19 protein-coding genes are annotated in these 22,564 nt (G+C 51.6%); 9 read left to right on the forward strand and 10 right to left on the reverse strand.

Annotated elements, in window-relative coordinates; genetic code table 11:
• Positions 1-64: 64 nt before the first annotated feature.
• The 3 genes from ppx to C9J03_RS15495 are packed head-to-tail and all read right to left on the reverse strand — an operon-like array spanning position 65 to position 4,198.
• Positions 65-1,573, reverse strand: coding sequence for an exopolyphosphatase (gene ppx / locus C9J03_RS15485; protein ID WP_044624116.1), 1,509 nt, complete (start codon positions 1,571-1,573; stop codon positions 65-67).
• Positions 1,570-3,660 (reverse strand): polyphosphate kinase 1, encoded by a 2,091-nt coding sequence (ppk1, locus tag C9J03_RS15490; RefSeq protein ID WP_044624115.1) that lies wholly within the window; start codon positions 3,658-3,660, stop codon positions 1,570-1,572. Before ppk1 ends, ppx begins: the two co-directional genes overlap by 4 nt.
• Before the next feature lie 34 nt (positions 3,661-3,694).
• Positions 3,695-4,198, reverse strand: a complete 504-nt coding sequence (locus C9J03_RS15495) for a glycine cleavage system transcriptional repressor (protein WP_044624114.1) — start codon at positions 4,196-4,198, stop codon at positions 3,695-3,697.
• 262 nt (positions 4,199-4,460) lie between these two features.
• On the opposite strand from C9J03_RS15495, the gene C9J03_RS15500 reads away from it, so the two are divergent.
• The 4 genes from C9J03_RS15500 to phoU all read left to right on the forward strand — a co-directional run bounded on the left by C9J03_RS15500 (position 4,461) and on the right by phoU (position 9,919).
• The gene (locus C9J03_RS15500; RefSeq protein ID WP_082060670.1) at positions 4,461-6,683 is read left to right on the forward strand and encodes an ABC transporter permease subunit; all 2,223 of its coding nucleotides are present in this window, start codon (positions 4,461-4,463) and stop codon (positions 6,681-6,683) included.
• 64 nt (positions 6,684-6,747) lie between these two features.
• On the forward strand, positions 6,748-8,361 hold the full coding sequence (pstA, locus tag C9J03_RS15505; RefSeq protein WP_044624112.1) for a phosphate ABC transporter permease PstA: 1,614 nt from the start codon (positions 6,748-6,750) through the stop codon (positions 8,359-8,361).
• 18 nt (positions 8,362-8,379) lie between these two features.
• Positions 8,380-9,198: a phosphate ABC transporter ATP-binding protein PstB gene (gene pstB, locus C9J03_RS15510; RefSeq protein WP_039469130.1), complete on the forward strand. Its 819-nt coding sequence runs from the start codon at positions 8,380-8,382 to the stop codon at positions 9,196-9,198.
• Positions 9,199-9,208: 10 nt separating this feature from the next.
• On the forward strand, positions 9,209-9,919 hold the full coding sequence (phoU, locus tag C9J03_RS15515) for a phosphate signaling complex protein PhoU (protein WP_039469132.1): 711 nt from the start codon (positions 9,209-9,211) through the stop codon (positions 9,917-9,919).
• A 62-nt stretch (positions 9,920-9,981) separates the two neighbouring features.
• Here the strand turns inward: phoU and C9J03_RS15520 are convergent, their stop codons facing one another.
• The 5 genes from C9J03_RS15520 to C9J03_RS15540 form a co-directional block, all read right to left on the reverse strand.
• Positions 9,982-10,542: an outer membrane beta-barrel protein gene (locus C9J03_RS15520; protein ID WP_044624111.1), complete on the reverse strand. Its 561-nt coding sequence runs from the start codon at positions 10,540-10,542 to the stop codon at positions 9,982-9,984.
• A gap of 67 nt (positions 10,543-10,609) precedes the next feature.
• Entirely contained in the window at positions 10,610-11,149 is a 540-nt protein-coding gene (locus C9J03_RS15525) for a porin family protein (RefSeq protein WP_044624110.1), read from the reverse strand.
• A 271-nt stretch (positions 11,150-11,420) separates the two neighbouring features.
• Complete coding sequence (gene ppk2, locus C9J03_RS15530; RefSeq protein ID WP_044624109.1) at positions 11,421-12,224, reverse strand: polyphosphate kinase 2; 804 nt, start codon at positions 12,222-12,224, stop codon at positions 11,421-11,423.
• Between the two features lie 130 nt (positions 12,225-12,354).
• On the reverse strand, positions 12,355-13,101 hold the full coding sequence (locus C9J03_RS15535; RefSeq protein ID WP_044624108.1) for a copper homeostasis protein CutC: 747 nt from the start codon (positions 13,099-13,101) through the stop codon (positions 12,355-12,357).
• A 221-nt stretch (positions 13,102-13,322) separates the two neighbouring features.
• A complete protein-coding gene (locus C9J03_RS15540) occupies positions 13,323-13,931 on the reverse strand; it encodes a peroxiredoxin (protein WP_039469144.1) in 609 nt (202 codons plus the stop codon).
• A gap of 132 nt (positions 13,932-14,063) precedes the next feature.
• Between C9J03_RS15540 and C9J03_RS15545 the strand changes: the two genes are divergently transcribed.
• The 3 genes from C9J03_RS15545 to aceA all read left to right on the forward strand — a co-directional run bounded on the left by C9J03_RS15545 (position 14,064) and on the right by aceA (position 18,700).
• Positions 14,064-14,960 carry a hydrogen peroxide-inducible genes activator gene (locus C9J03_RS15545; protein WP_044624107.1) on the forward strand — a complete coding sequence of 299 codons (897 nt, stop codon included), beginning with the start codon at positions 14,064-14,066 and terminating at the stop codon, positions 14,958-14,960.
• Between the two features lie 667 nt (positions 14,961-15,627).
• On the forward strand, positions 15,628-17,238 hold the full coding sequence (gene aceB / locus C9J03_RS15550; protein ID WP_044624106.1) for a malate synthase A: 1,611 nt from the start codon (positions 15,628-15,630) through the stop codon (positions 17,236-17,238).
• Between the two features lie 154 nt (positions 17,239-17,392).
• Entirely contained in the window at positions 17,393-18,700 is a 1,308-nt protein-coding gene (gene aceA / locus C9J03_RS15555) for an isocitrate lyase (protein WP_044624105.1), read from the forward strand.
• 76 nt (positions 18,701-18,776) lie between these two features.
• Here aceA and C9J03_RS15560 read toward each other — a convergent pair whose 3' ends face one another.
• Both C9J03_RS15560 and C9J03_RS15565 read right to left on the reverse strand, forming a co-directional pair.
• Positions 18,777-19,367, reverse strand: coding sequence for an acyl carrier protein phosphodiesterase (locus C9J03_RS15560; protein WP_044624104.1), 591 nt, complete (start codon positions 19,365-19,367; stop codon positions 18,777-18,779).
• A 48-nt stretch (positions 19,368-19,415) separates the two neighbouring features.
• Entirely contained in the window at positions 19,416-19,874 is a 459-nt protein-coding gene (locus C9J03_RS15565; RefSeq protein WP_039469155.1) for a CBS domain-containing protein, read from the reverse strand.
• A 228-nt stretch (positions 19,875-20,102) separates the two neighbouring features.
• Between C9J03_RS15565 and C9J03_RS15570 the strand changes: the two genes are divergently transcribed.
• A complete protein-coding gene (locus C9J03_RS15570; RefSeq protein WP_044624103.1) occupies positions 20,103-21,209 on the forward strand; it encodes a S1 family peptidase in 1,107 nt (368 codons plus the stop codon).
• Between the two features lie 65 nt (positions 21,210-21,274).
• Positions 21,275-22,327, forward strand: a complete 1,053-nt coding sequence (gene queA / locus C9J03_RS15575) for a tRNA preQ1(34) S-adenosylmethionine ribosyltransferase-isomerase QueA (RefSeq protein WP_044624611.1) — start codon at positions 21,275-21,277, stop codon at positions 22,325-22,327.
• The last annotated feature ends 237 nt before the right edge of the window (positions 22,328-22,564 follow it).

A 22,564-nucleotide genomic window follows, 5' to 3' on the forward strand; every position in this document is an offset into this window, starting at 1 on the left:
ACAGCAGAACAAAGCCGGAGTGACGAGGCCTACTCCGGCTTTGTTGTTAGGGCATACAGGGTGGCTAGTCGTTGTCCGGCATCAGTACCAACTCCCAGCCAGCTTTGCGCCAGTACTCCTGTTCTTGGCGCAAATCGGCGGCCAGTAAGCGGTTACTCTCCTCCCAGCCTTCTGGTAGCGTAAGTCGCCAGTTTTCCTTATCGGCATTGACCACAATCGCCGGCAGTGGGTCGTCGCTGCGTTGGCCATTGAGCACGACAGCCAGCCTTAGGGTGCGGATCAGCGGATAGAGGTGTTTGCGCTTGTAGATGCTCAGCTCCGGCATTTCTTCGAGTTTCAAACTCTTGCGCTGGAAGCGAACCAAGGTGGCTAATACCGTTTGTTGCTCGAGGTTAAAGCCTGGCATGGTGCTATGGCGTAGCAAGTAGGCGGAATGGCGGTGAAAGCCGGGATAGCTGATACTCAGTCCCACTTCGTGGAGCTGGGCCCCCCAGCTCAGCAGGGTCGCCAGCTCGACTTTGGTCATCCCTGGTTGCGGTTCTATCTGATTGTAGAGCAGCTCGGCTGTTGCCTTGACCCGGTTGGCCTGGGCAATGTCGACATTGTATTGCGCAGCCATGGCCGTGGCGGTTCGCACTCTGATGTCGCTATGGCGGAATCGCTCTTCCATTTCGTATAGCAGCCCTTCGCGCAGGGCGCCATCTGAGAAATTCATCTCGTCGATATTGAGTGAGTTGAAAACCGCACAGAGGATGGCAACCCCGGCAGCAAAGACGGGTTTCCTATCCTCGTTGAGGCCATCGAAGTTAAGTTCATCGTAATGCTTGACGGTCAGGATGGCTTCGGAAAGCTGCTGCAAGCGCTTGGCGGTGATCACCCCGTCGCTGTGCCCTTGCCCGATCAGGACTTCGCGTATTGCCTTGATGGTGCCCGACGAGCCGATGGCCGTCTGCCAGCCCTCACGGATATATTGGCTGGCTATGCTTTCGAGTTTCTGCTGGGCCGCGAGTTGGGCGGCAGCCATATTCTTGGCACTGATCTTCCCCTTGGCAAAAAAACGCTTGTGGTAACTGACGCAGCCCATGTGCTTGCTATAGGCCAGCTGAGGCTCAAAGTCGTCACCGATAATCAACTCGGTACTACCGCCGCCGATGTCCACCACCAGCTTCTTCCCGCTGTCGGGTTGGGTATGGGCAACGCCGAGGTAAATCAGACGGGCTTCTTCGGTGCCGGGGATGATTTCAATCGGATAGGAGAGCACGCTCTCTGCGCGTTTGAGGAAAACATGGGCGTTTTTGGCCTGGCGTAAGGTATAGGTTGCAGCGATGCGCACATTTTCGGGCTCGAATCCTTGCAGCCGCTCGGCAAACATTGCCAGGCAATGCAGGCCACGGTTGATTGCGGCCTGATCCAAGTTGCTCTGGCTATCTAGGCCTGAGGCAAGGTGGACGCGTTGCTTGTGGCGGCTGATAATTTGCAGGCTTTGCCCGATGATGCGGGCAACCACCATGTGAAAACTGTTCGAGCCAATATCGATTGCTGCGACTTCTCTTGGGCGTGCAGGTTCTGTCATGTGTGGGTATCGCTCTTTAATTTTTTCTTCAGCTGCTTTTCTGACTGTTTGAGGTAGTCGTAAATCGCGATTTGCGATCGGATCTTGCGCTTGTTGCCTCGTGGTACGTACTTATTGGACATTTCTCTATCAATAATACGTGCCTTCACGGTGTCAGAAAGCTGGATATTGAGTATGTCGATGATCTTCTTTTTCAGCTCCGAATCAAAAACCGGACAACCGACCTCGATTCGGTTGTCGATATTTCGCGTCATCCAATCGGCAGAAGAAATATACACATCTGGTTCGCCGTTGTTCTCGAAGACGACGACCCTGGGGTGTTCGAGAAAACGGTCGACGATACTGATCGCGGTGATGTTGTCACTGATCCCTTTGATGCCCGGGATCAAGGCGCACATCCCACGAACGATGATCTTGATCTTCACGCCGGCACTGCTTGCTTGGTAAAGCAGGTTAATCAGACCCTTATCGACGAGGTTGTTCACCTTTAGTGTAATACCTGATGGCAAGTTTTGCTTGGCATGGGCAATCTCGCGGTCGATCAGGTCGTAGAGACGTGAGCGGGAGTTGCGTGGCGAGACAATCAGGTGTTTGAATTTCACCGGGCGGTAAGGGTTCTGGATATAGTTGAACACCATCCTGACCTCTTCGGTGATTTCTGTCCGGCAGGTCATCAATGAGAAGTCGGTATAGATACGGGCTGTTTTCTCGTGGAAGTTGCCGGTCCCGATATGGGTATAACGCACAAGTTCATTGTCTTCCAGGCGTGTGATGAGGCACAGCTTCGAATGGATTTTTAGTCCCGGCACACCAAACAGTACCTGTACCCCGGATTCGGTCAGGCGGCGGGCCCACTCAATATTGGCCTCCTCGTCGAAGCGTGCCTGCAGTTCGACCACGACCGTGACTTTCTTGCCGTTGTTGGCCGCATCGATCATCGATTCGATGATTTGTGAGTTCTTGGCCACTCGGTAGATATTGATTTTGATACTGCGTACCTTGGGATCGTACGCGGCCTGGCGAACCAGTTCGGTCATATGGCCGAAAGAATGGTATGGGTAGTAAAGCAGGATATCTTGCTGCTTGATGGCATCGAAAGCGTTGCGGGCACTGACAAATTGGGTACTTTCGAGCGGTGGCAGGGGTTTGTTTTCGAGATAATCACGACCGACATTCGGGAAGCCGATGAAGTCCTTGAAGTTATGGTAGCGGCCGCCGGGGATGATACTGTCGTAGCTCGACACTTTAAGCAGCCCACACAGTACGTCGACCATATCGGTAGGCATATCGCGTTGGTAGACAAACCGAACAGGCATCGCGGTCAGGCGTTGGTCCAGGCCTTCGGACATCTGCTCGAGCAGGCTGTGTTCGACTTCCAGGTTTAAATCGTACTCGGCATCGCGGGTCATCTTCATCGCATAGGCTGTCAGTTCGTCATATTCGAACAGGCCACTAAAAATATCATCGAGGCAGAAGCGAATAATGTTATCGAGGAAGATCAGGGTCTTGTGGCGCTTGCCTTTGGCTTCCGGGAGCTGGATGAAGCGCGGGAGTTGATCGGTTGGGATTTCGATGAGGGCATAGCGCTTGCTGTCGCCCTGGCGCATCTCCACGGCCAGATAGGAATACTCGTCTTTCAAGAACTGCAGCAGATCGATGTCGTCGGTCAGCAGGATAGGGGTGACATGAGGCAGAATACGGCTGCGAAAATGCTTTCGCAACCATACTTGCTGGTGGTCATCAAGTTGCTGTTCGTTGACCAGGAAGATATGGCGCCTGGCCATTTCCAGTAGGATTTCGTTGTACAGGGTATCGAAATCCTGGTTGAGCTTGAGCACCCTGCTTTGGATCTTGCTCAATAGATCCTTGGCCTTATCATCGCCGCCCTGCTCCTCGTTGATCAGGATACGGCGTTTGACGTCGGCAAAGCGCACTTTATAGAACTCATCGGTATTGTTCGAATAAATACCGAGGAAGCGAACCCGTTCAATCAGTGGCACCGATTTGTCGGCCGCTTCCTGCAGTACACGCTCGTTAAAAGATAGCCAGCTGAGTTCTTTGTCGAGATAGAGAGGTTCTGCGCTCATTGTCATCCTATTTTGCTAACGGTGCTGAGAGGGATCAGTTATCGTCAATGTCGATGGTCAGATCGTCGGCGATCGTTTCCAGCTCTTCTTGGACATACTCGATACTCAAATCACCTGGCAGCTCCAACTGGAAACGGGCTGAGAATATCGGGTAGCCCCAGTTGGGGGCGCTGTCGGTGTGAGTTTTGAGTTTGTGAATATTTATCCCAAGCTGGTTGAGCTTGGTGGTGACGTCTTTGACAATACCTGAGCGGTCGTTCCCTGTGACCAGAAGGTGGTGTATAGCCGATGTTGGCAGGGCTTGGGTTTCTTCTTCGACAATCTGGACTTGAAGGGCGTCAAGTTGCTTGAGTGCCTTGCTAAGGACGCTGACATATTGGTCGGCGACTTCTACCTGCAGGATACCGGTAAATTGACCGGCCAATTTGCTGAGGCTGCTCGATAGCCAGTTGCCATGGTTGTGGTAAACCGTGTCAGACAGGGTTTCTACTAGGCCGGGGCGATCTTGGCCGATGACAGTGATGATCAGATGCTTCATAACGATGTCCTTATACCGAGAGGCGTCATTGCCTGTTCTGTATAGGTTATTATGTGAGCATCAACACGGACTGTCTAGGCTTATAGTCTGATCAAGGTATTGAATTTTTTACGAAATCACATAACAAAATAATAATGATATTTCATTTCACTTTTATGTCATTGATGCCCTTAAGCTCGGCATGACTGTGGGGATACCTTGTCATATAATTGTCATATTAGGGAAATATTATTAGTAAACGTGTAAATTTATTGAGGTAATGATGGCAAAGGCCGGCGCGATATTGATGGGAGAGAGTCCTGGCCGTAAGGTAAAAGATAAATTGGCCCGATATGGTGTGACTGCCGGTGGAATTTTTGTTCTCATTACCCTCATTCTGATTTTTTTCTATCTTCTGTATGTGATCCTGCCGATCTTCTCATCGGTCAAGGTGACACCCCAGCAGCAATTTTTGACCGCCTTTACTGACAGGACTGCGGATGTTCGCATCAGTGACAATAACGATTATCTTTTCCGGCTTTCCGCGGATGGTTCGCTGAGCCTGATAAGCTTAGCTCCCTCTTCGGGAAGCGATGTCTTAGGGACTGTCGCTCTGCTTGATGGTAATGTCACGAGTATTGGTCGCACGCTGCCCGCAGACAGACTCTATGCTCTGGGCAGTGAGAGCGGCGATGTGTTGATTGCCAAGCCCGTTTTGAGCGGCGTGTCGGGTGATCATGCCCTTGCGCTGGATTATCCGCTGGGTAGCAAGCTTATTGAACTCGACCCTAAAGGCCAGCCTATTGTTCGCTTGGCCGCTTCGGTGCGCGATAAGCAAGCGATCATTTTAGGGATCACCGCTGATGGCAGGGCCAGGGCGGCATTATTTTCTGAGACCAGCAATGTGCTGGGCGGCAATGGTTCTGACTGGCAATCCTCATTCTTTGCCATTAGCGGACTACCCGGGACGGTTGAGGATATTGTGGTGACGCCCGATGCCCGCACCGCGTATGTGCTATCCGATGGCTATCTGTATGTAGTGGCGTTTGGTTCCGCGTCAGGCTGGGTACGGGAAGTGGTGGCGATTGAGCCGGGTGGCAGTCAGGCTCAGCAACTGGCCTTGTTATCCGGGGCAAACTCGTTGCTGATCAGCCACAGTGACCAATCGTTATCCCAGTGGTTTGAGATACGCAAAGACGGCAAGCGGACAATGGTTCGGGCTCGTGACTTTGCGGTCGGAGACAGCCCTGTTGCTATGCTGATCCCTGAGCACACCCGAAAGGGCTTTTTTGCCTTGCAGCAGGACGGGCAATTATCGGCATTTTACACCACGATAAAAGGGGCTATTTATCGCGATAGGTTCTTTACCGAGGGGTTACCCCAGCAGCTCGCTATCTCGCCGCGGGCAGATCGCTTGGTTGCGTTGCATGGCAATGATTGGCACGTTTTTACGGTGGAGAACCCCCATCCAGAGATAGGGGTTGCTTCACTGTGGCAGAAAATTTGGTACGAGGGCTACCCAGAGCCTGATTTTGTGTGGCAGTCGACATCGGCCAGTGATGAGTTTGAACCTAAGCTGAGCTTAGTCCCATTGGTCTTCGGCACCCTGAAAGCGGCTATTTATGGCTTGGTTTTTGCTGTTCCGTTGGCGTTGGCCGGTGCCATATATACCGCTTATTTCATGTCTTCGCGGATGCGTGGGATCGTAAAGCCTACCGTGGAACTCATGGAAGCGCTGCCAACTGTTATCCTAGGGTTTCTGGCCGGGATCTGGCTGGCTCCGATTGTAGAATCATATTTGGTCGGCATGTTAGCGTTGGTCGTGATGTTCCCGCTAGGTATGCTGCTGGCTGGGATCGGCTGGGCATTGTTACCGTTAGGCTGGCGCAGCCGGATCCCGAGTGGATTCCACGTCCTGTTGCTGATGCCAGTTATCGTGTTGATCGCTTATGTGTGTTTTGACCTGAGCCCTTGGCTGGAGCAAATCTGGTTTGCCGGCGATGTCAGGGCATACCTGAGCGATGAGTGGGGGATTGGTTATGACCAGCGCAATGCCTTGGTGGTCGGTATCGCCATGGGGATTGCAGTCGTCCCCACAATCTTTTCTATTGCCGAAGATGCGATTTTTTCGGTTCCGGGCCACTTGACCAGCGGGTCACTGGCTTTGGGGGCAACCCATTGGCAAACCCTGACAAGGGTGGTGTTGTTGACCGCAAGCCCGGGGATTTTCTCGGCCATTATGATGGGGCTCGGCCGGGCCGTCGGCGAAACCATGATTGTACTGATGGCCACCGGGAATACCCCGGTGATGGATTGGAATATCCTTGAAGGGATGCGGACGCTATCGGCGACGATTGCGATAGAGATGCCGGAAAGCGAAGTGGGAAGCTCCCATTACCGGGTGATGTTCCTTGCCGCTTTTGTGCTGTTTGTGTTTACGTTTTTGTTTAATACTGTCGCTGAGTTAGTACGCCAGCGCCTGCGTGAGAAATACAGCTCACTCTAATACCTCGGATACAGGACATTGATGAAAGATCTGCAAGCATTCATAACAGTGAACAATACATTTAATGACTAGGTGGTTAAGATCCGGCGCACCTTGGGTATGGCTGACGGCCGGGGCGGTTAGCTTGAGCCTGATCGTGGTGCTAGGCTTGTTGCTACTAATTGGCTGGAAAGGGTTGGGGTATTTCTGGCCGGCACCTGTGTATCAGTTTGAAGTCCAGCAAAATGGACATCAAAGCATTGTGATCGGAGAAGTGTACGGGCGTAAGGCCGTGCCTGTTGAGCAACTGACCGAGGCGGGGATTGATACCTCGGGCTTCGACGGTGAAAAAGTGCTCCGCTATGTGATCAAAACCGGTAACCGTGATGTATTGGGCAGTGACTTTGTGACCGTACTTGAACCGCATATTGTTAGCCAGGTGCCAGCAGCTGGCGTGGCGGTGATAGAGCGACTGAAAAACGGCCGTTTCTATGGCATTCCTGTCGGGTTGACTGATGATGGCGTAGCAATCCCGCTGGAAGAGCTCGAGCACAGCCTGGATCAAGCCGATAGTGTCCGTGACTTAATTCGTCAGATTGAGAAAAAAGATCTGGTTGCACTGAACCACCAGTTTGAGCAGCTCAATGCTCAGCTCCGTAACAGCGGTGATTCCCTAGAGCTGATGGAAGAGCGTCAACGACTGGAGCAACGCTTTGCCCAAATTGAACAACAGTTGTTATTGCTCCACCAGCAGCTTGGGCGCGATAGCTTGATCGTGAAGGAGATGACCGGACAGGAAATCACCCTGCCTATCGAGCAGATCCTGGATATCTGGTACCCCAACGATTTTACTGCCGCCGGGAAGTTCGGTCACTGGTTGCGTCAACTTGGGCATTTTGTCAGTGACGATCCCCGTGAAGCAAACACCGAAGGTGGTGTCTTTCCCGCTATTTTCGGTACCGTCTTCATGGTGCTGCTGATGAGTGTGATTGTCACCCCTCTTGGGGTGCTGGCGGCGGTTTACCTCCATGAATATGCCGGCAAGAGTGTGTTTACCAAACTGCTCCGGGTTGCGGTTATCAATCTTGCCGGTGTGCCGTCGATTGTGTATGGCGTCTTCGGGCTGGGCTTTTTTGTCTATATCGTCGGGGCACAAATCGATGATCTGTTCTTTGCCGAGCAGTTACCGGCACCGACCTTCGGTACGCCAGGAATTTTATGGTCGGCGTTGACCTTGGCTATTTTGACCCTGCCGGTGGTGATTGTTTCGACTGAAGAAGGCCTGGCCAGGATCCCTAACTCGATCCGTCATGGCTCGTTGGCCCTGGGGGCTACCCAGGCTGAGACCTTATGGCGCACTGTATTGCCGATGGCCAGCCCGGCGATTATGACCGGGCTGATACTGGCAGTGGCAAGGGCGGCGGGCGAGGTGGCGCCGCTGATGCTGGTGGGGGTGGTGAAAATGGCACCGTCGCTGCCGATTGACGGGCAATTTCCCTACCTGCATTTGGATCGAAAATTCATGCATCTCGGTTATCATATATATGATGTTGGTTTTCAAAGCCCGAATGTGGAAGCGGCACGGCCGTTGGTTTACGCCACATCATTTTTGCTGGTCACCGTGATCGTCGGTTTGAACCTGACAGCCATCGGGATCCGTAACCACTTGCGTGAAAAATTCCGCTCCTTGGAGCAATAGTGAGATTCAGGAAAAAGTATGTTTTCGATTAATTCCCCAATTGGCCTGTTTGAGCCTGTTGATCTGTCAGCGTTGCCGGAAGAGAAAACGGCGCTGTCTATCGAGGGGCTGGATCTCCATTATGGTAGCCACCAGGCGCTGTACGACATCAATATGCGCATTGCCAAAGGGCAGGTGACGGCATTTATCGGCCCGTCGGGATGCGGCAAATCGACGTTGCTGCGCTGTATCAACCGGATGAATGAGCTGGTTGAAGGCTGCAAGGTTGACGGTAAAGTGATGCTGCACGGCCAGAATATCTACGACAGCAAAGTCGATGTGGCGTCGTTGCGTCGCCGGGTGGGGATGGTGTTCCAGCGTCCGAACCCGTTCCCCAAGTCTATCTACGAGAATGTGGTCTATGGCCTGAGGCTTCAGGGGATCAAAGATCGCCGGGTGCTTGATGATGCGGTGGAAAGTTCGCTGCGCGGTGCAGCCCTGTGGGATGAGGTTAAAGATCGCCTGCATGAAAATGCCTTTGGCTTATCCGGCGGCCAGCAGCAGCGTCTGGTGATCGCCCGGGCCATTGCGATTGAGCCTGAGGTGTTGCTGCTCGATGAACCGACCTCGGCCCTGGATCCGATTTCTACCCTGACCATTGAAGAGCTGATCAACGATCTGAAAACCAAATACACGGTGATTATTGTGACCCACAACATGCAGCAGGCGGCACGCGTGTCCGATAACACTGCTTTCATGCATATGGGAGAGCTGGTGGAGTACACCAGCACCAATGATATTTTCACCACCCCGAAAGAGAAACGTACCGAAGATTACATTACGGGTCGATACGGTTAAGGAGAGAGTAATGTTAGATAATTTGAGCCTTGGCCGTCATATCTCCGGCCAGTTTAATGCCGAGCTGGAAAGTATTCGTACCCATGTGCTGGCGATGGGCGGTTTGGTCGAGCAGCAGCTAGCCGATGCCCTTAAGGCCATGCACAAGCAGGATATCGAACTGGCACGCCGTGTGATCAAAGATGACCACAAAGTCAATGCGATGGAAGTGGCCATTGACGAAGCCTGTACCCGCATTATTGCCAAACGCCAGCCGACGGCCAGTGACTTGCGTCTGGTGATTGCGATCATCAAGACGATTACCGACCTTGAGCGTATTGGTGATGTGGCAGAAAGTATTGCCAAGGTGGCGTTGGAAAACTTCACCAACAAGCAGTACAACTTGCTGGTATCACTCGAAGCGCTTGGCCAGAGTGCAGTGAGGATGCTGCATGAGGTGCTGGACGCGTTTGCCCGGATGGATGTCAAGGCGGCCATTGAGGTCTATCAGGAAGATGATCGGATTGACCGTGAATACGAAGCGATCATCCGTCAGCTGATGACCTATATGATGGAAGATCCGCGCTCGATCCCGAATGTGCTTCAGGTGATGTGGTCGGCACGCTCTATCGAACGGGTGGGGGACCGCTGTCAGAATATCTGCGAATACATCATCTATTTCGTGAAGGGGAAGGATATTCGCCATACCAGTCAGGAAGAGCTGGAAAATATCTTGAAATAAAGGTGTAGTGCTCGCCTTTATCCGAGGTGAGAAAGGCCGGGGCGAGCACGAGCGAAATAGCGCTAGAAGCGGTAGTTAATACCAAACCCGTAGCTGCGATAGTAATTGTCCTCACCAAACAGGTCTGCTTTTTGGTAATTAAAATAGCCCACAATATCAAGGTTTAGCGTAACCTCTCGCCCAACCTCAAAGCCATAGATCCCAGTCGTATCCTGATCGCGATCTTTGCGATACCCTTCGCCTAGAACATAATACTTACGGCTCTCTTCTATTCGGCTGGCTCCTAGAACCGCTGCAATATAGGCGGGCTGGTTACCCATGGCCATAAAGTGATACTTGGGTTTTAACACCGCACTGTAGCTGTAGGTTTTATAGTCGATAGCGGTAAAGCCTTTGAAGAAAATACTATCGCCGAGTTCCGTTGCATTGAGCTCCATACCCAATGTTACCCTGGGGGTAATGTCAAACGCATAACCCGCGGTTAAGCCATACTGGCCGGGTAGGGTAGCTTTGCTGTAATCGGTAAAGCCCAGCTTCAGGCCTACATATGGCCCTGAAACCGAGCTGGCAAACGCGCTGGTCGAGAGGAGTGCAGCAAGTAACAATGCGATTGGTGTTTTCATCGTGTTGGCATTCTTTGTTGGTAGGCAAAATAGGGCTGGCGGTATGATACCGCCAGTCCGACCAGAATTAGAACTTGTAGTTGGCACCGATGTAGAAGGTGTCGGCGTCAAACGTCACCCCTATCAACTCTGCTTGATAGGCTTTGTAACCACCCTTAATGACAACATTTCTATTGATCTCGTAACCGGCTTCAATACCGTATGCCAGGTTAGTATTGCTTTCTTTGATACTTCCAAAGAAGTCATCTTTGGCATCGAGGGTTGTGTTATGAAGGCCAAGCGCTACGCCAGCATAAAATTTATCGTTGAAGAAGTACCTAGGCTTTACGTTAAAACCATAAGAATACGCTTTGTCTTTCCAACCAAAGCCCTCGATGTAGCTACCGCTATCTTCGCCAAAATGACGGTATTCACCCTCAACACCAATCACGACCTGTGGGGCTACTTGAAAGTCATAACCTGCGACTAGGCCAAAGCCCATACCAAATGAAGTACTTTCAATATCGTTAGCGCTGATATCTGCCCCAATGTAAAAGCCTTCTTTTGACGCCATAGCAGGAGCCGAAAGCAGAGAGGCGATAGTTAGAGCAAAGATCGTCTTTTTCATGTGAAATCTCATAAGTCAGTTAGAAATCGGCTAGCACAGATAAGCGTGTTATCCCTTGCTATGGCGAGAATATTAAATTGAACGGTGTGCACAATCTAATTAGTTTGATTGATAAGGCTAATAAGTCGTGCTTATTGCACGCTGTATTATTATTTTGAAATAAAAGGGGGATAGATTCAGTTGAGCTGGTCATACGCCAGCGTAAAACTACCCCGTTCGGTGTCATTGACGTGGAAAGTCAGTTATCGAAGGGGAGCACTTTTGGTGTCACCTAGTCACCATTGAACAGGTCGGGAACAAAGGTCTGGTTTTCTTCCGGTGCGCGGATATAGCCTTCCTTGTTGACTTCCGGCAGTTCAATCTCTGGATAGTCGATATCCTGATAGGGGATATGGCTCAACAGGTGGGAGATACAATTGATCCTGGCTTTCTTTTTGGAATCAGCATCGACTACCCACCAAGGGCATTGCTTGGTATCGGTGTAGGCAAACATCCGGTCTTTAGCTGCGGAATAGGCTGCCCATAGACTGCGGGACTCCAGATCCATCGGGCTGAATTTCCAACGTTTTACAGGAGTGTTGATTCGTTCGAGGAAACGTTTTTCCTGCTCTTCGTCGGAGACCGAGAACCAGTATTTCAGCAATATGATGCCGGATCGTTTGAGCATGCGTTCGAACTCAGGACAGGAGCGAAGAAACTCTTCGTACTCATCGTCACTGCAGAACCCCATAACATGTTCGACACCGGCACGGTTGTACCAGCTACGATCAAACAGCACCATCTCGCCAGCGGCCGGCAAGTGGGGGACATAGCGCTGGAAATACCATTGGGTACGTTCTTTCTCGGTGGGCTTGGGCAAGGCGGCAATCCGGCATACCCGGGGGTTGAGTTTTTCAGTGATCCGTTTAATGACCCCGCCTTTGCCGGCTGCGTCTCGCCCTTCAAACACTACCACCACTTTGAGTCCTTCCTGCTTGATCCACTCCTGCAGCTTAACCAGTTCGATTTGCAGGCGCTCAAGTTCAGTATCGTAATCGTTTTTCTTGAGTTTTTTCTTCGGTGGGATATAGGGCATAGCGGGGCTCTGTTAGTTTTCAACTTGATAACAAAAGAGTAACCGCAATTGGGGCTTTTGACGAATAGGGGAATGAATTGCTTGATATAGTTAGCATTTATAGGGGCGTTAGCCCCTAATTAAATGATCTCTAAAGCGTACTCAATGCATTGACGACGGCAACGATTTTTTCCGGATCCGTGACCGGGATAGCGAAGTCATCGATATTGGCGTTACCCATATGGGCGGAACTGGCGTAGCAGCGCATCAGGGATGGACGGGTAGATTTCCCCGACAGGTGTACTTCTCTGATGCCGGTCTGCTGGACGATTTGGGCGGCATTGTTGGCATTGACTCCGGCACCGGCCATGATGGCCAAGTGTTCGCCGCAGTGTGCCACCATCTGCTTGAGCATTGGGATGCCAGCGAAGGCATTGGCTTCGAGGCCTGAAGTGAGTACACGCTCGCAGTTGTGCTGCATGATGGTATCCAGCGCAGCCATTGGCTCGAGGCACTGGTCGATAGCACGGTGGAAAGTCAGCCCCATACCACCCGCAAGTCGGTTAATGTCAGCTAGAAAATCGGTATCTACCGTACTGTCATCGTTCAGTGCACCTATGACCAGGCCATCAAGTCCTGCCTGTTTGGCCATGTGGGCATCGGCCAGCATGACTTCCTTATCTTGGCTCGAAAACAGGAAGTCCCCTTGGCGTGGTCGGATCATGGCATAGACCGGTACCTTGGCATGCTTGGCGGCCAGTTGCATTAACCCGGCGTTGGGGGTGAGCCCGCCTAATGCGAGCGAAGCGCAAAGTTCGATACGGGTTGCGCCACCTTGCTGGGCGAGGTGGAGGGATTCGATGTTGTCGATGCAAACTTCAATATGATCAATGGTCATAGCAGCGGTTAGGTAAAGGGTAGAGATGACAAGCAGTGTAGTCGATATTGGGGGCAGAGACGATTGGTCAGATCAAGGTTCTGATGGGCTACGGGCGAGGTGTGCAGATAGAAAAAGGGCCCGGTGTGTCCGGGCCTCATTATTTTGTCGTTGGCTGACAATTGGCTTTACGCTTTTGCGTTTATTACCTTCACACCGTTGAGCGTGGTGTGATTGCTAAATTACTTAGCTAGGTCTGCAGTGTGCTCAGATAGGTAGTCGGCAACACCTTTAGGAGATGCGTCCATACCTGCTTTACCTTCTTCCCACTGTGCTGGGCAAACTTCACCGTTCTTCTGGTGGAAGTTAAGAGCATCAACCATGCGTAGCATTTCGTCGATGTTACGGCCTAGAGGTAGGTCGTTAACTACCTGGTGACGTACAAGACCGTCTTCGTCGATTAGGAAAGAACCACGGAAAGCAACGCCTGCTTCTGGGTGCTCTACGTCGTAAGCCTTACAGATTTCGTGCTTAACGTCAGCAACAAGTGGGTACTGAACCTGACCGATACCGCCGTTTTCAACAGCAGTGTTACGCCATGCGTTGTGAGAGAACTGAGAGTCGATAGAAACACCGATTACTTCAACGCCTTTCTCTTTGAAATCAGCGAAACGCTTGTCGAAAGCGATTAGCTCAGAAGGACATACGAATGTGAAGTCAAGTGGGTAGAAGAAAACTACTGCTTTCTTACCTTTAGTGAATTCTGCGAAGTTGAAGTTATCAACGATTTCGCCGTTACCTAGAACAGCTGCAGCAGTAAAATCTGGTGCTTGACGACCTACTAGTACCATGTTGGTGCTCCTAAATTATTCGGTTTGTCGCCTACCTTTCCGGTCGGCTCTCTGTTTGGACGAGACAAACTATATCGAAACTGGTAAATTCAAAAAAGCGGAATAAATAGATTGATGTAATCGAAATTTACGATGAACAAGTTTCCTTCTCTAAAACAACTGCACTATTTAGTGACTTTATTTGAAACCCGTCATTTCGGTGAAGCGGCCAAACGCTGTTTTGTTAGCCAGTCGACGTTGAGCTCCGGGGTGCAGAACCTCGAGGAGCTGATTGGCTGCCAGCTGATCGAACGGGACAACAAGTCTTTGGTCTTTACTTCTACCGGCGAAGATGTGGTGGTACGTAGCCGCGAGTTGCTGGCGAGAAGCCAAGACTTGATGGAGCTGTCCAACTGTACTGGAGATGGAATGGAAGGCCAGTTGCGGGTGGGGTGTATCCCGACCATCGCCCCTTTCCTGCTGTGCGATTTGGTACAGGAAGTGAACCGCCTCCATCCGAACCTCAATTTATTGCTGCGTGAAGATACCACGACTAATTTGCTGGCCGCACTGCGCAATGGCGAGATGGATGTCCTGATCTTGGCTCTGCCAGTAGAGATTAATGGTATGCACAGCCAGCTCGTTGGCCGTGATGCGTTTAAGATGGTGATTAGCCGCAATCAAGCAGAGCAGGTGACTACGCCATTGCGCTACGCCGATCTTCCTGACGAGTCAGTCTTTCTGTTGGAAAAAGAGCATTGCCTGACGGACCATGCGGTTTCCGCCTGTAAGCTGACCACCAAAGAGAAGATCAACCCATTCACTGCGACCAGCCTGCATACGTTAGTACAAATGGTCGCCAATGGGTTGGGCACGACATTTATACCGCAAATGGCGATTGATCATGGGTTGCTGCATAACCAGAACCTGGTTGTGGTCGATCCCCCAGGGCAGGAAGCTTATCGTGAAATCGGCTTGGTATGGCGGCCGACGTCAAGCCGTACCCGTACCTTCCATCGCCTGGCCGACATTGTTGAAGGGTTATTGTAACCACTTCATTCCCACCTTGTTTTTTTTTGTAGCCGCGTGTATTGCGGCTACTTTGCAATATTTCCTTTCTGTAAATTAAGTGCTGGTAAACAACTGCCTCCTACAGCACAAAATGCTGATTTCTCACCTTGCCGTGGTATTTCCCGATAACCCAATCTAAAGAAACTGCCTGAAATTTGTAGGTTTATTATGTTTCGCAATAAAAATAAATGAAACCTGTTGATTAAGGGTCTATGCTTGCTGTGTATAAAAAACAACCAAATCGCTGAGCTTACTAACTGTTTTGAGGGCGTTAATTTGCTTCTGTGGAATGGCTGATTTGTTTGAAACGCAGATCGGGACGCCTGTTTAAAAATGCTCTTTTGGTAATTTAATTACGTAAGTTGTTACGAAAATGAGGGGGATAAGTTCTCGGTGATAAAACCGAGTTTTTTCCTGAATTTTGTTTCAATTCAGTGTTTTGAGTTATTGCTCTATATTTTGCAAGTTATTGTTTTTATTTGGATTGGGTGTCCGCTTTAGAGTGTGGGCAATTTGCCTGTCCTTGCAATTACGCGTATGTTACGGCAACGTAAATAGGGCGTTAAGACCAGGTTTGTTTGCGTTGAGACAAAAGTGAACATGGTTCAGGTGGTGATTAAGTTACATTCGTAAGGGAGCATTTAAGATGGAAAATGAACTGTCTACTAACCATGAAGTGAAGCTATCACTACAAACGCCGCTATCGGCAGAGCAGGCAGACATCCTCAATGATGAGGTGTTGGCCTTTCTCGAGCGCCTCGTACAGCGGTTTGCTGGACGGGTTCCTGAGTTGCTGGCGACACGCGAATCTCGCCAGTCAGCCATCGATGCCGGCAGCCTTCCCGACTTCCTTCCTGAGACGGCGGAGATCAGAAATCGCTCGTGGACGATTCAGAATATTCCGCAAGACTTGCAGGATCGCCGGGTGGAGATCACCGGACCTGTAGAGCGCAAGATGGTGATCAATGCCCTCAATGCCGACGTCAAAGTTTTCATGGCCGATTTTGAGGACTCCTTTGCTCCGGCGTGGGGAGAAGTTCTTGCTGGGCAGCAAAACTTAAAGGATGCGGTAAATGGCACCATTTCTTACACCAATCCAGAGACCGGCAAGCACTATCAGCTCAAAGACGATCCGGCGGTACTGATCTGCCGGGTACGTGGTTTGCATTTACCTGAAAAGCATTTGCTGTGGCAGGGAGAGCCAATTCCGGGGTGCCTGTTCGATTTTGCCCTGTATTTCTATCATAACTATCAGCAACTGCTACAAAAAGGCAGCGGCCCCTACTTCTACCTTCCTAAACTACAAGCTTATCAGGAAGCCGCTTGGTGGAGTGAGGTGTTCAGCTTTACGGAAGATACCTTTGGGCTGGAAAGAGGCACTATCAAAGCGACGGTGTTGATTGAAACCTTGCCGGCAGTGTTTGAGATGGATGAGATCCTCTATAGCCTCAAAGAGCACATTGTTGGCCTCAATTGTGGTCGATGGGATTACATTTTTAGCTATATCAAGACATTGCGAAATCACCCAGACCGTATTTTGCCGGACCGACAGGTCGTCACAATGGAAAAACCCTTCCTCAATGCCTATTCACGCCTACTGGTGAAAACCTGCCACCGCCGAGGGGCGTTCGCAATGGGAGGGATGGCCGCCTTTATTCCGTCGAAAGACCCTGAGCGTAACGAATGGGTGCTCAACAAAATCCAGACCGACAAGTCACTGGAAGCCAACAATGGCCACGATGGTACTTGGGTTGCCCATCCTGGGTTGGCCAGTACGGCCAGAGCCGTCTTTGATGACGTGCTGGGCGAGCGCAGCAACCAGCTTGATATCTCGCGCAGCGACGATGCCCCCATTACAGCCGAGATGCTTCTCGAACCGTGTGAAGGGGACAGAACCGAAGAGGGGATGCGGCACAACATCCGTGTCGCGGTGCAGTATATCGAAGCCTGGATTTCCGGCAACGGCTGCGTGCCTATCTACGGCTTGATGGAAGATGCCGCTACGGCTGAGATATCACGGGCTTCTATCTGGCAGTGGATCAAACACGGCAAAACCTTGAGCAACGGCAGTGTAGTGACCAAGGCGTTGTTCGAGCAGATGCTTGAAGAGGAAATGCAGGTGCTAGAGCAAGAGCTAGGCCGCGAGCATTTCCAGCAAGGAAGGTACCGAGAGGCTGCGGTCTTGATGTCACAGCTGACCACCAGTGATGAACTGGTTAACTTCCTGACCTTACCCGGGTATGAGTACCTGCCGTAATAACGGCAGGGAATTTGAGAATAAGTAACACCCCAAAGCCAATAACGAGAAAGGCCCTGTGCCGGTGTCAACCTGCCGGGCCGAGATGAAAAGTCAGTTTGCCAATAACAAAATGTGATGCGGATTATCGCCAAATGAAACGAGGGACATCATTATGACATTGACTCGCCAGCAACAAATCGAAGCATTGGAAAAGGATTGGGCGGAAAACCCACGTTGGAAGCATGTAAAGCGTACCTATACCGCAGAAGAGGTCATTAACCTACGCGGCTCGTTTGCCCCGGCCAACACGATTGCCCAGCGTGGTGCCGACAAACTGTGGGATTTGGTCAACGGCGATGCCAAAAAAGGCTATGTCAACTGCTTGGGAGCACTGACTGGCGGTCAGGCAGTTCAGCAGGCCAAGGCTGGCATCGAAGCGATTTACCTTTCGGGCTGGCAGGTGGCCGCGGATAACAATACCGCCTCGAGCATGTACCCCGATCAGTCGTTATATCCTGTGGACTCGGTACCGGCCGTGGTTAAGCGTATTAACAACTCGTTCCGCCGTGCAGACCAAATCCAGTGGTCGAACGGGAGTTCACCGGAAGAAGGGATTGATTACTTCCTACCGATAGTCGCGGATGCCGAAGCCGGCTTCGGTGGGGTATTGAACGCCTACGAGCTCATGCGCAATATGATTGATGCAGGGGCGGCTGGGGTGCACTTTGAAGATCAGCTCGCGTCGGTGAAGAAGTGCGGTCACATGGGCGGGAAGGTACTGGTTCCGACTCAAGAAGCGGTACAGAAACTTGTCGCAGCGCGTCTGGCAGCTGATGTGGCGGGTACCACGACTTTGGTGATTGCCCGTACTGATGCCAACGCGGCGGATCTGCTGACTTCAGACTGCGATCCGTACGATAAGGACTTTATTATCGGCGAGCGTACCCCAGAAGGCTTCTATCGCGTGCGCGCCGGTATTGATCAGGCCATCGCCCGTGGGCTTGCCTATGCGCCTTACGCCGATCTAATTTGGTGTGAAACCGCAACACCTTGCTTGGAAGAAGCGCGTAAATTTGCAGAAGCCATTCATGCTCAGTACCCGGACCAGCTGCTGGCCTACAACTGCTCGCCGTCGTTCAATTGGGAGAAGAACCTGGATGCCGATACCATTGCCAAGTTCCAGCAAGAGCTGTCGGATATGGGGTACAAGTACCAGTTCATTACCCTGGCAGGTATCCACAACATGTGGTTCAACATGTTCGAGTTAGCCCATGCTTATGCCCAGGGTGAAGGGATGCGTCATTATGTTGAGAAAGTTCAGCGTCCTGAGTTTGAAGCCGCAGATAAAGGCTATACCTTCGTGGCTCACCAGCAGGAAGTGGGTACCGGCTACTTCGACAAGATGACCAATACCATCCAGGGCGGAAACTCGTCGGTCACTGCGTTGACGGGGTCGACCGAAGAAGATCAGTTTAAATAACTTAACAACCTGAACCTCCTAGTAATTGTTATATTTTCGTTGATGTTTGAGCGCCGCAGTGGCGCTCTTTTTTTATTCAGAGACTGCGGTACGGCCGGAATTGCTGTGCGGCCTGCTCGACTTGTGGGTAAATCAAAAAGAATGCCTCTTCTAGCTGTCGGTAGTTGGCCATCAGGACCTCGGGGGTCAGGGCGAGCTGGTGGAGCCTTGGCCTGCGCTCGGCCATGCGCAGCAGTGCGGTGTTCAAGGTCTCGGGGTATTGGTATTGCAGCAGCCAGTTTTGCTGCCACATTCGGTTCATGGTTAGCAGGTAGCTCTCTGGCATGTTGTGTTGGTATTTCTCGACTTCTGCCCGGGCTGCGGTGACAAAATCGGGTAGCGTTTGGGGGTGGAACTGTTGCCAATGGCGCGCAAGAAAGTGATCCCAAGCCATATCCAGAGCGATGCCGCTGACTCTGCGGGTTGTTGGACCAAAGAGTTGCCGGCACTGGCGCACTTCCGGCATGGCATCGATATAGCTGTCGACAAAGCGGTGGAGTTTGATCCCGTCTGCGATGTCCCGGTCGAATTGTCGGTAGGGATCGCCTCGGACAAAGTCGGCCAGTAAATTCCCGGCAAGGTGACTATTGCACTGCTGGGCGAGGTGGAGGTGGGCCAGAAAGTTCATGTGCTGTCGGTGGTCACGGGATTTTCTGGCCCCGTACCGGATAAATATTCAGTAGCTGGATGTAGAGTCGTTTTCAAGCGGTTCGACCTCTTCCTGGAGCTCCAGAAGGTTGATGGCAATGGAGACGAAATCAGTATCGGTGATGATCCCTACTAACTTATTGTGGTCGACTATCGGCAAACAGCCAATTTGGTGCTTTTGCATATAGATTGCCGCTTCCTTGAGCCCTGCTGTCGGGTCAACGCACCTCAGGTTGCGGTGCATAGTTTGCTCCAGTGGAATATCAAGGGCAGAAATGAACGTGCTTTTTGAGATTTGCTCAAGGCTCGATTCCTGGGCTGAAAGGATATCCCGTTGGCTCACCAGGCCAATCAGGTGATTGTCTTTGTCGGTGATCGGGACATGGTGGATGTGATGTTTGGTCATGAGCCGCTTGGCATCGGCAAGCGTATGCGATGCGCTCAAGGTATGGGGATGGGGCGTCATCATATCGGCGACGGTAAACATAGAGCCTCCTCAATAACGGTAAGTTATTTGTTGTTTTTGCCCATTTTTGCGGGTTTCTCAGTTCCTTTTTTTTCTTCTTCTATGAATGTAGCCAATCCTGTGAACGCGACCTATGACGCTAGTCAAAGATTTCGCAAGTTATTTAGGTGTTTCTCATTTGTTTCTCATGCGTTAAAAAAGAGATTGTGTCGTATACTCATTAAAATGATGCCGTAGAGGAATGAGTCAATGCGTAAGCTGCTGTTTATCATGCTGTCTTGGGCGATGTGGTTGCCATTCTATGTACACAGTGATGATCCTGTACCTCAACCGAAAATTATCGGCGGTATTGAGTCCGGGTCCAGCGAAATACCTTGGCAGGCTTACCTCAATATGACCTTTGGCGAAGGTGCGAACGAAAGAACCTTCATTTGTGGCGGTGTGGTGATCAGCGCCGATGTCGTGCTGACTGCTGCCCACTGTATGCGCAATGGCTTCGAGACCGCCAAACCGAGCAAGGTGAAGGTGTGGGCTGGTATCACCAGTATCTTCAGCGCGGGCTCGCTCAATGCGGTGGCGGTGCATGAAATCGTACTTCACCCCCAATACAATGCTTCACGGTTTGCCAACGATATGGCCATTGTCAAGCTGTCCAGCCCGTTGCCGGACAATGCGCAGCCTATCCGGCTAGCATCGGCGGATGACCAGCAGCGAGCGGACGAGGCTTTTGCCAATGGCTGGGTCACCAACGGCGAACGCCAGCCGAACTTGTTGGTGTCAGGCTGGGGCAGTACCGATGCCAGTAATGCCAGCTCGGGGGCAACCCGGCTTCGGCAGACCTTGTTATCTGGGGTGCCTGACAATATTTGCGACTCCATGTGGGGCGCAAACATCAATAGCAGCGAATACGGTATCTTCTTATGTGCCGGTTCCGTGTCGCCAACACTCGGCCGAGACAGCTGCTTTGGTGATTCCGGCGGCCCGCTGGTCTGGCAGGATCCATTGCGGGCGGCAGACAGTGACTTTGGCTTGCGCCTAGTAGGGCTTGTCAGTTTTGGTGAAGGCTGCGCCGGCCGGTTGCCAGGCGTCTATTCGGAAGTCGCGAGCCAGAGGAGCTGGCTGGAATCGGAAATAGGTCAGGGGGCGTTGGATCAGCCGATGGCGACTTTTGCCGTCGATCCTTTCTTGGCCAACTATGAAGGGGCGGGGGAAGTGGTCGATGGGGGCCAGTCCGTGGCCAGCGGCGGAGGAAATAGTGGCAGTAGCGGCGGGGGGCTCGGCCTCGGCGGGCTAGCGTTGCTCGTGGCTGTTACGTGGTTGCGCCGACGTGTCATGGGCCAGGCGCTGTCGAGGTGATCTTTGCTTGATATTGCAGTGGGGCAGCCTATACTAGCTGCCTGCTGTAATTTAGGGCCCTAATGATGCAAGTTTCTGATTTTGACTTTGACCTTCCTGATGAGCTGATCGCTCGCTACCCGCAACCTCAGCGTACTGCTAGCCGCTTGCTGCAGCTGACCGGCAACACTGGTGAGCTGGCACACAAAGGCTTTAAGGATGTTCTGGATCTGGTTGAGCCGGGTGATTTGTTAGTGTTCAACAATACCCGAGTGATCCCGGCACGTTTGTTTGGGCGCAAAGCGTCTGGCGGTAAGCTGGAAGTGCTGGTTGAGCGTATGCTGGATGACAAGAGCATTCTTGCCCATGTACGTGCGTCAAAATCTCCGAAGCCGGGTAATGAATTGTTCCTTGGTGACAATGATGAATATCAGGCTGAAATGGTTGCTCGCCATGATGCATTGTTTGAAATCCGTTTCAACAGCGACAAAACGGTGTTGGAGATCCTTGAAGAAGTGGGCCACATGCCGCTTCCGCCATATATCGATCGCCCAGATGAAGATGCCGACAAAGAGCGCTACCAGACGGTATACAACGCCAAGCCGGGTGCGGTTGCCGCGCCGACGGCAGGCCTGCACTTTGACGATGAGCTGATGGCGGCCCTCAAGGCTAAGGGCGTGAACTTTGCTTTCGTGACCTTGCATGTCGGTGCGGGTACTTTCCAGCCGGTTCGCGTGGATAATATCAATGACCACCATATGCACGCCGAATATGTGGAAGTACCTGAGGAAGTGGTTGCTGCGATCAACGCGACCAAGGCCAACGGTAAGCGCGTGGTGGCGGTAGGCACGACATCAGTGCGCTCGCTGGAGAGTGCCGCTCAGGATGCCAAGCAGAAAGGCACTGAACTCAAACCATTTTTCGGTGATACCGAAATCTTCATCTACCCGGGCTATGAATATCAGCTGATTGATGTGCTGATCACCAACTTCCACTTGCCGGAATCAACCCTGATTATGTTGGTGAGTGCGTTTGCCGGCTATGAGCATACGATGAACGCATACAAGCAAGCTGTTGAAAACAAATATCGTTTCTTCAGTTACGGTGATTCGATGTTTATTACCCGCAAAACGGTGTAATCACACGTTTCATTGATGAAGTCAGTGTCACTTAAGGCTGCATTTGCTAAAATGCAGCCTTTGTGTTTTTCATCTCTGGCAAATTAAGATCAGACGATGACAAATTCTTCCACTAGGCTTTAGGGCGGAGTGGAATACCTGCCGATAATGCGGCTGGTGATATTGGGCTTGGCGGGCGTGCTGCCTGCTAATGCCATCGTTGTACCCCTGACCTTAGCCGGATGGGGGTGTTGATGT

The sequence above is a fragment of the Photobacterium gaetbulicola genome (genome assembly GCF_003025515.1).
Lineage (GTDB): Bacteria > Pseudomonadota > Gammaproteobacteria > Enterobacterales > Vibrionaceae > Photobacterium > Photobacterium gaetbulicola.

What these genes read in the sequence shown, in the direction of transcription:
- C9J03_RS15520 (WP_044624111.1), bottom strand. Translation starts at nt 10,542, where the DNA reads ATGAAAACACCAATCGCATTGTTACTTGCTGCACTCCTCTCGACCAGC.
- ppx (WP_044624116.1), bottom strand. Translation starts at nt 1,573, where the DNA reads ATGACAGAACCTGCACGCCCAAGAGAAGTCGCAGCAATCGATATTGGC.
- C9J03_RS15535 (WP_044624108.1), bottom strand. Translation starts at nt 13,101, where the DNA reads ATGACCATTGATCATATTGAAGTTTGCATCGACAACATCGAATCCCTC.
- C9J03_RS15525 (WP_044624110.1), bottom strand. Translation starts at nt 11,149, where the DNA reads ATGAAAAAGACGATCTTTGCTCTAACTATCGCCTCTCTGCTTTCGGCT.
- C9J03_RS15545 (WP_044624107.1), top strand. Translation starts at nt 14,064, where the DNA reads ATGAACAAGTTTCCTTCTCTAAAACAACTGCACTATTTAGTGACTTTA.
- phoU (WP_039469132.1), top strand. Translation starts at nt 9,209, where the DNA reads ATGTTAGATAATTTGAGCCTTGGCCGTCATATCTCCGGCCAGTTTAAT.
- C9J03_RS15560 (WP_044624104.1), bottom strand. Translation starts at nt 19,367, where the DNA reads ATGAACTTTCTGGCCCACCTCCACCTCGCCCAGCAGTGCAATAGTCAC.
- C9J03_RS15570 (WP_044624103.1), top strand. Translation starts at nt 20,103, where the DNA reads ATGCGTAAGCTGCTGTTTATCATGCTGTCTTGGGCGATGTGGTTGCCA.
- C9J03_RS15565 (WP_039469155.1), bottom strand. Translation starts at nt 19,874, where the DNA reads ATGTTTACCGTCGCCGATATGATGACGCCCCATCCCCATACCTTGAGC.
- pstB (WP_039469130.1), top strand. Translation starts at nt 8,380, where the DNA reads ATGTTTTCGATTAATTCCCCAATTGGCCTGTTTGAGCCTGTTGATCTG.
- aceA (WP_044624105.1), top strand. Translation starts at nt 17,393, where the DNA reads ATGACATTGACTCGCCAGCAACAAATCGAAGCATTGGAAAAGGATTGG.
- C9J03_RS15495 (WP_044624114.1), bottom strand. Translation starts at nt 4,198, where the DNA reads ATGAAGCATCTGATCATCACTGTCATCGGCCAAGATCGCCCCGGCCTA.
- C9J03_RS15540 (WP_039469144.1), bottom strand. Translation starts at nt 13,931, where the DNA reads ATGGTACTAGTAGGTCGTCAAGCACCAGATTTTACTGCTGCAGCTGTT.
- aceB (WP_044624106.1), top strand. Translation starts at nt 15,628, where the DNA reads ATGGAAAATGAACTGTCTACTAACCATGAAGTGAAGCTATCACTACAA.
- C9J03_RS15500 (WP_082060670.1), top strand. Translation starts at nt 4,461, where the DNA reads ATGGCAAAGGCCGGCGCGATATTGATGGGAGAGAGTCCTGGCCGTAAG.
- ppk2 (WP_044624109.1), bottom strand. Translation starts at nt 12,224, where the DNA reads ATGCCCTATATCCCACCGAAGAAAAAACTCAAGAAAAACGATTACGAT.
- queA (WP_044624611.1), top strand. Translation starts at nt 21,275, where the DNA reads ATGCAAGTTTCTGATTTTGACTTTGACCTTCCTGATGAGCTGATCGCT.
- ppk1 (WP_044624115.1), bottom strand. Translation starts at nt 3,660, where the DNA reads ATGAGCGCAGAACCTCTCTATCTCGACAAAGAACTCAGCTGGCTATCT.
- pstA (WP_044624112.1), top strand. Translation starts at nt 6,748, where the DNA reads ATGACTAGGTGGTTAAGATCCGGCGCACCTTGGGTATGGCTGACGGCC.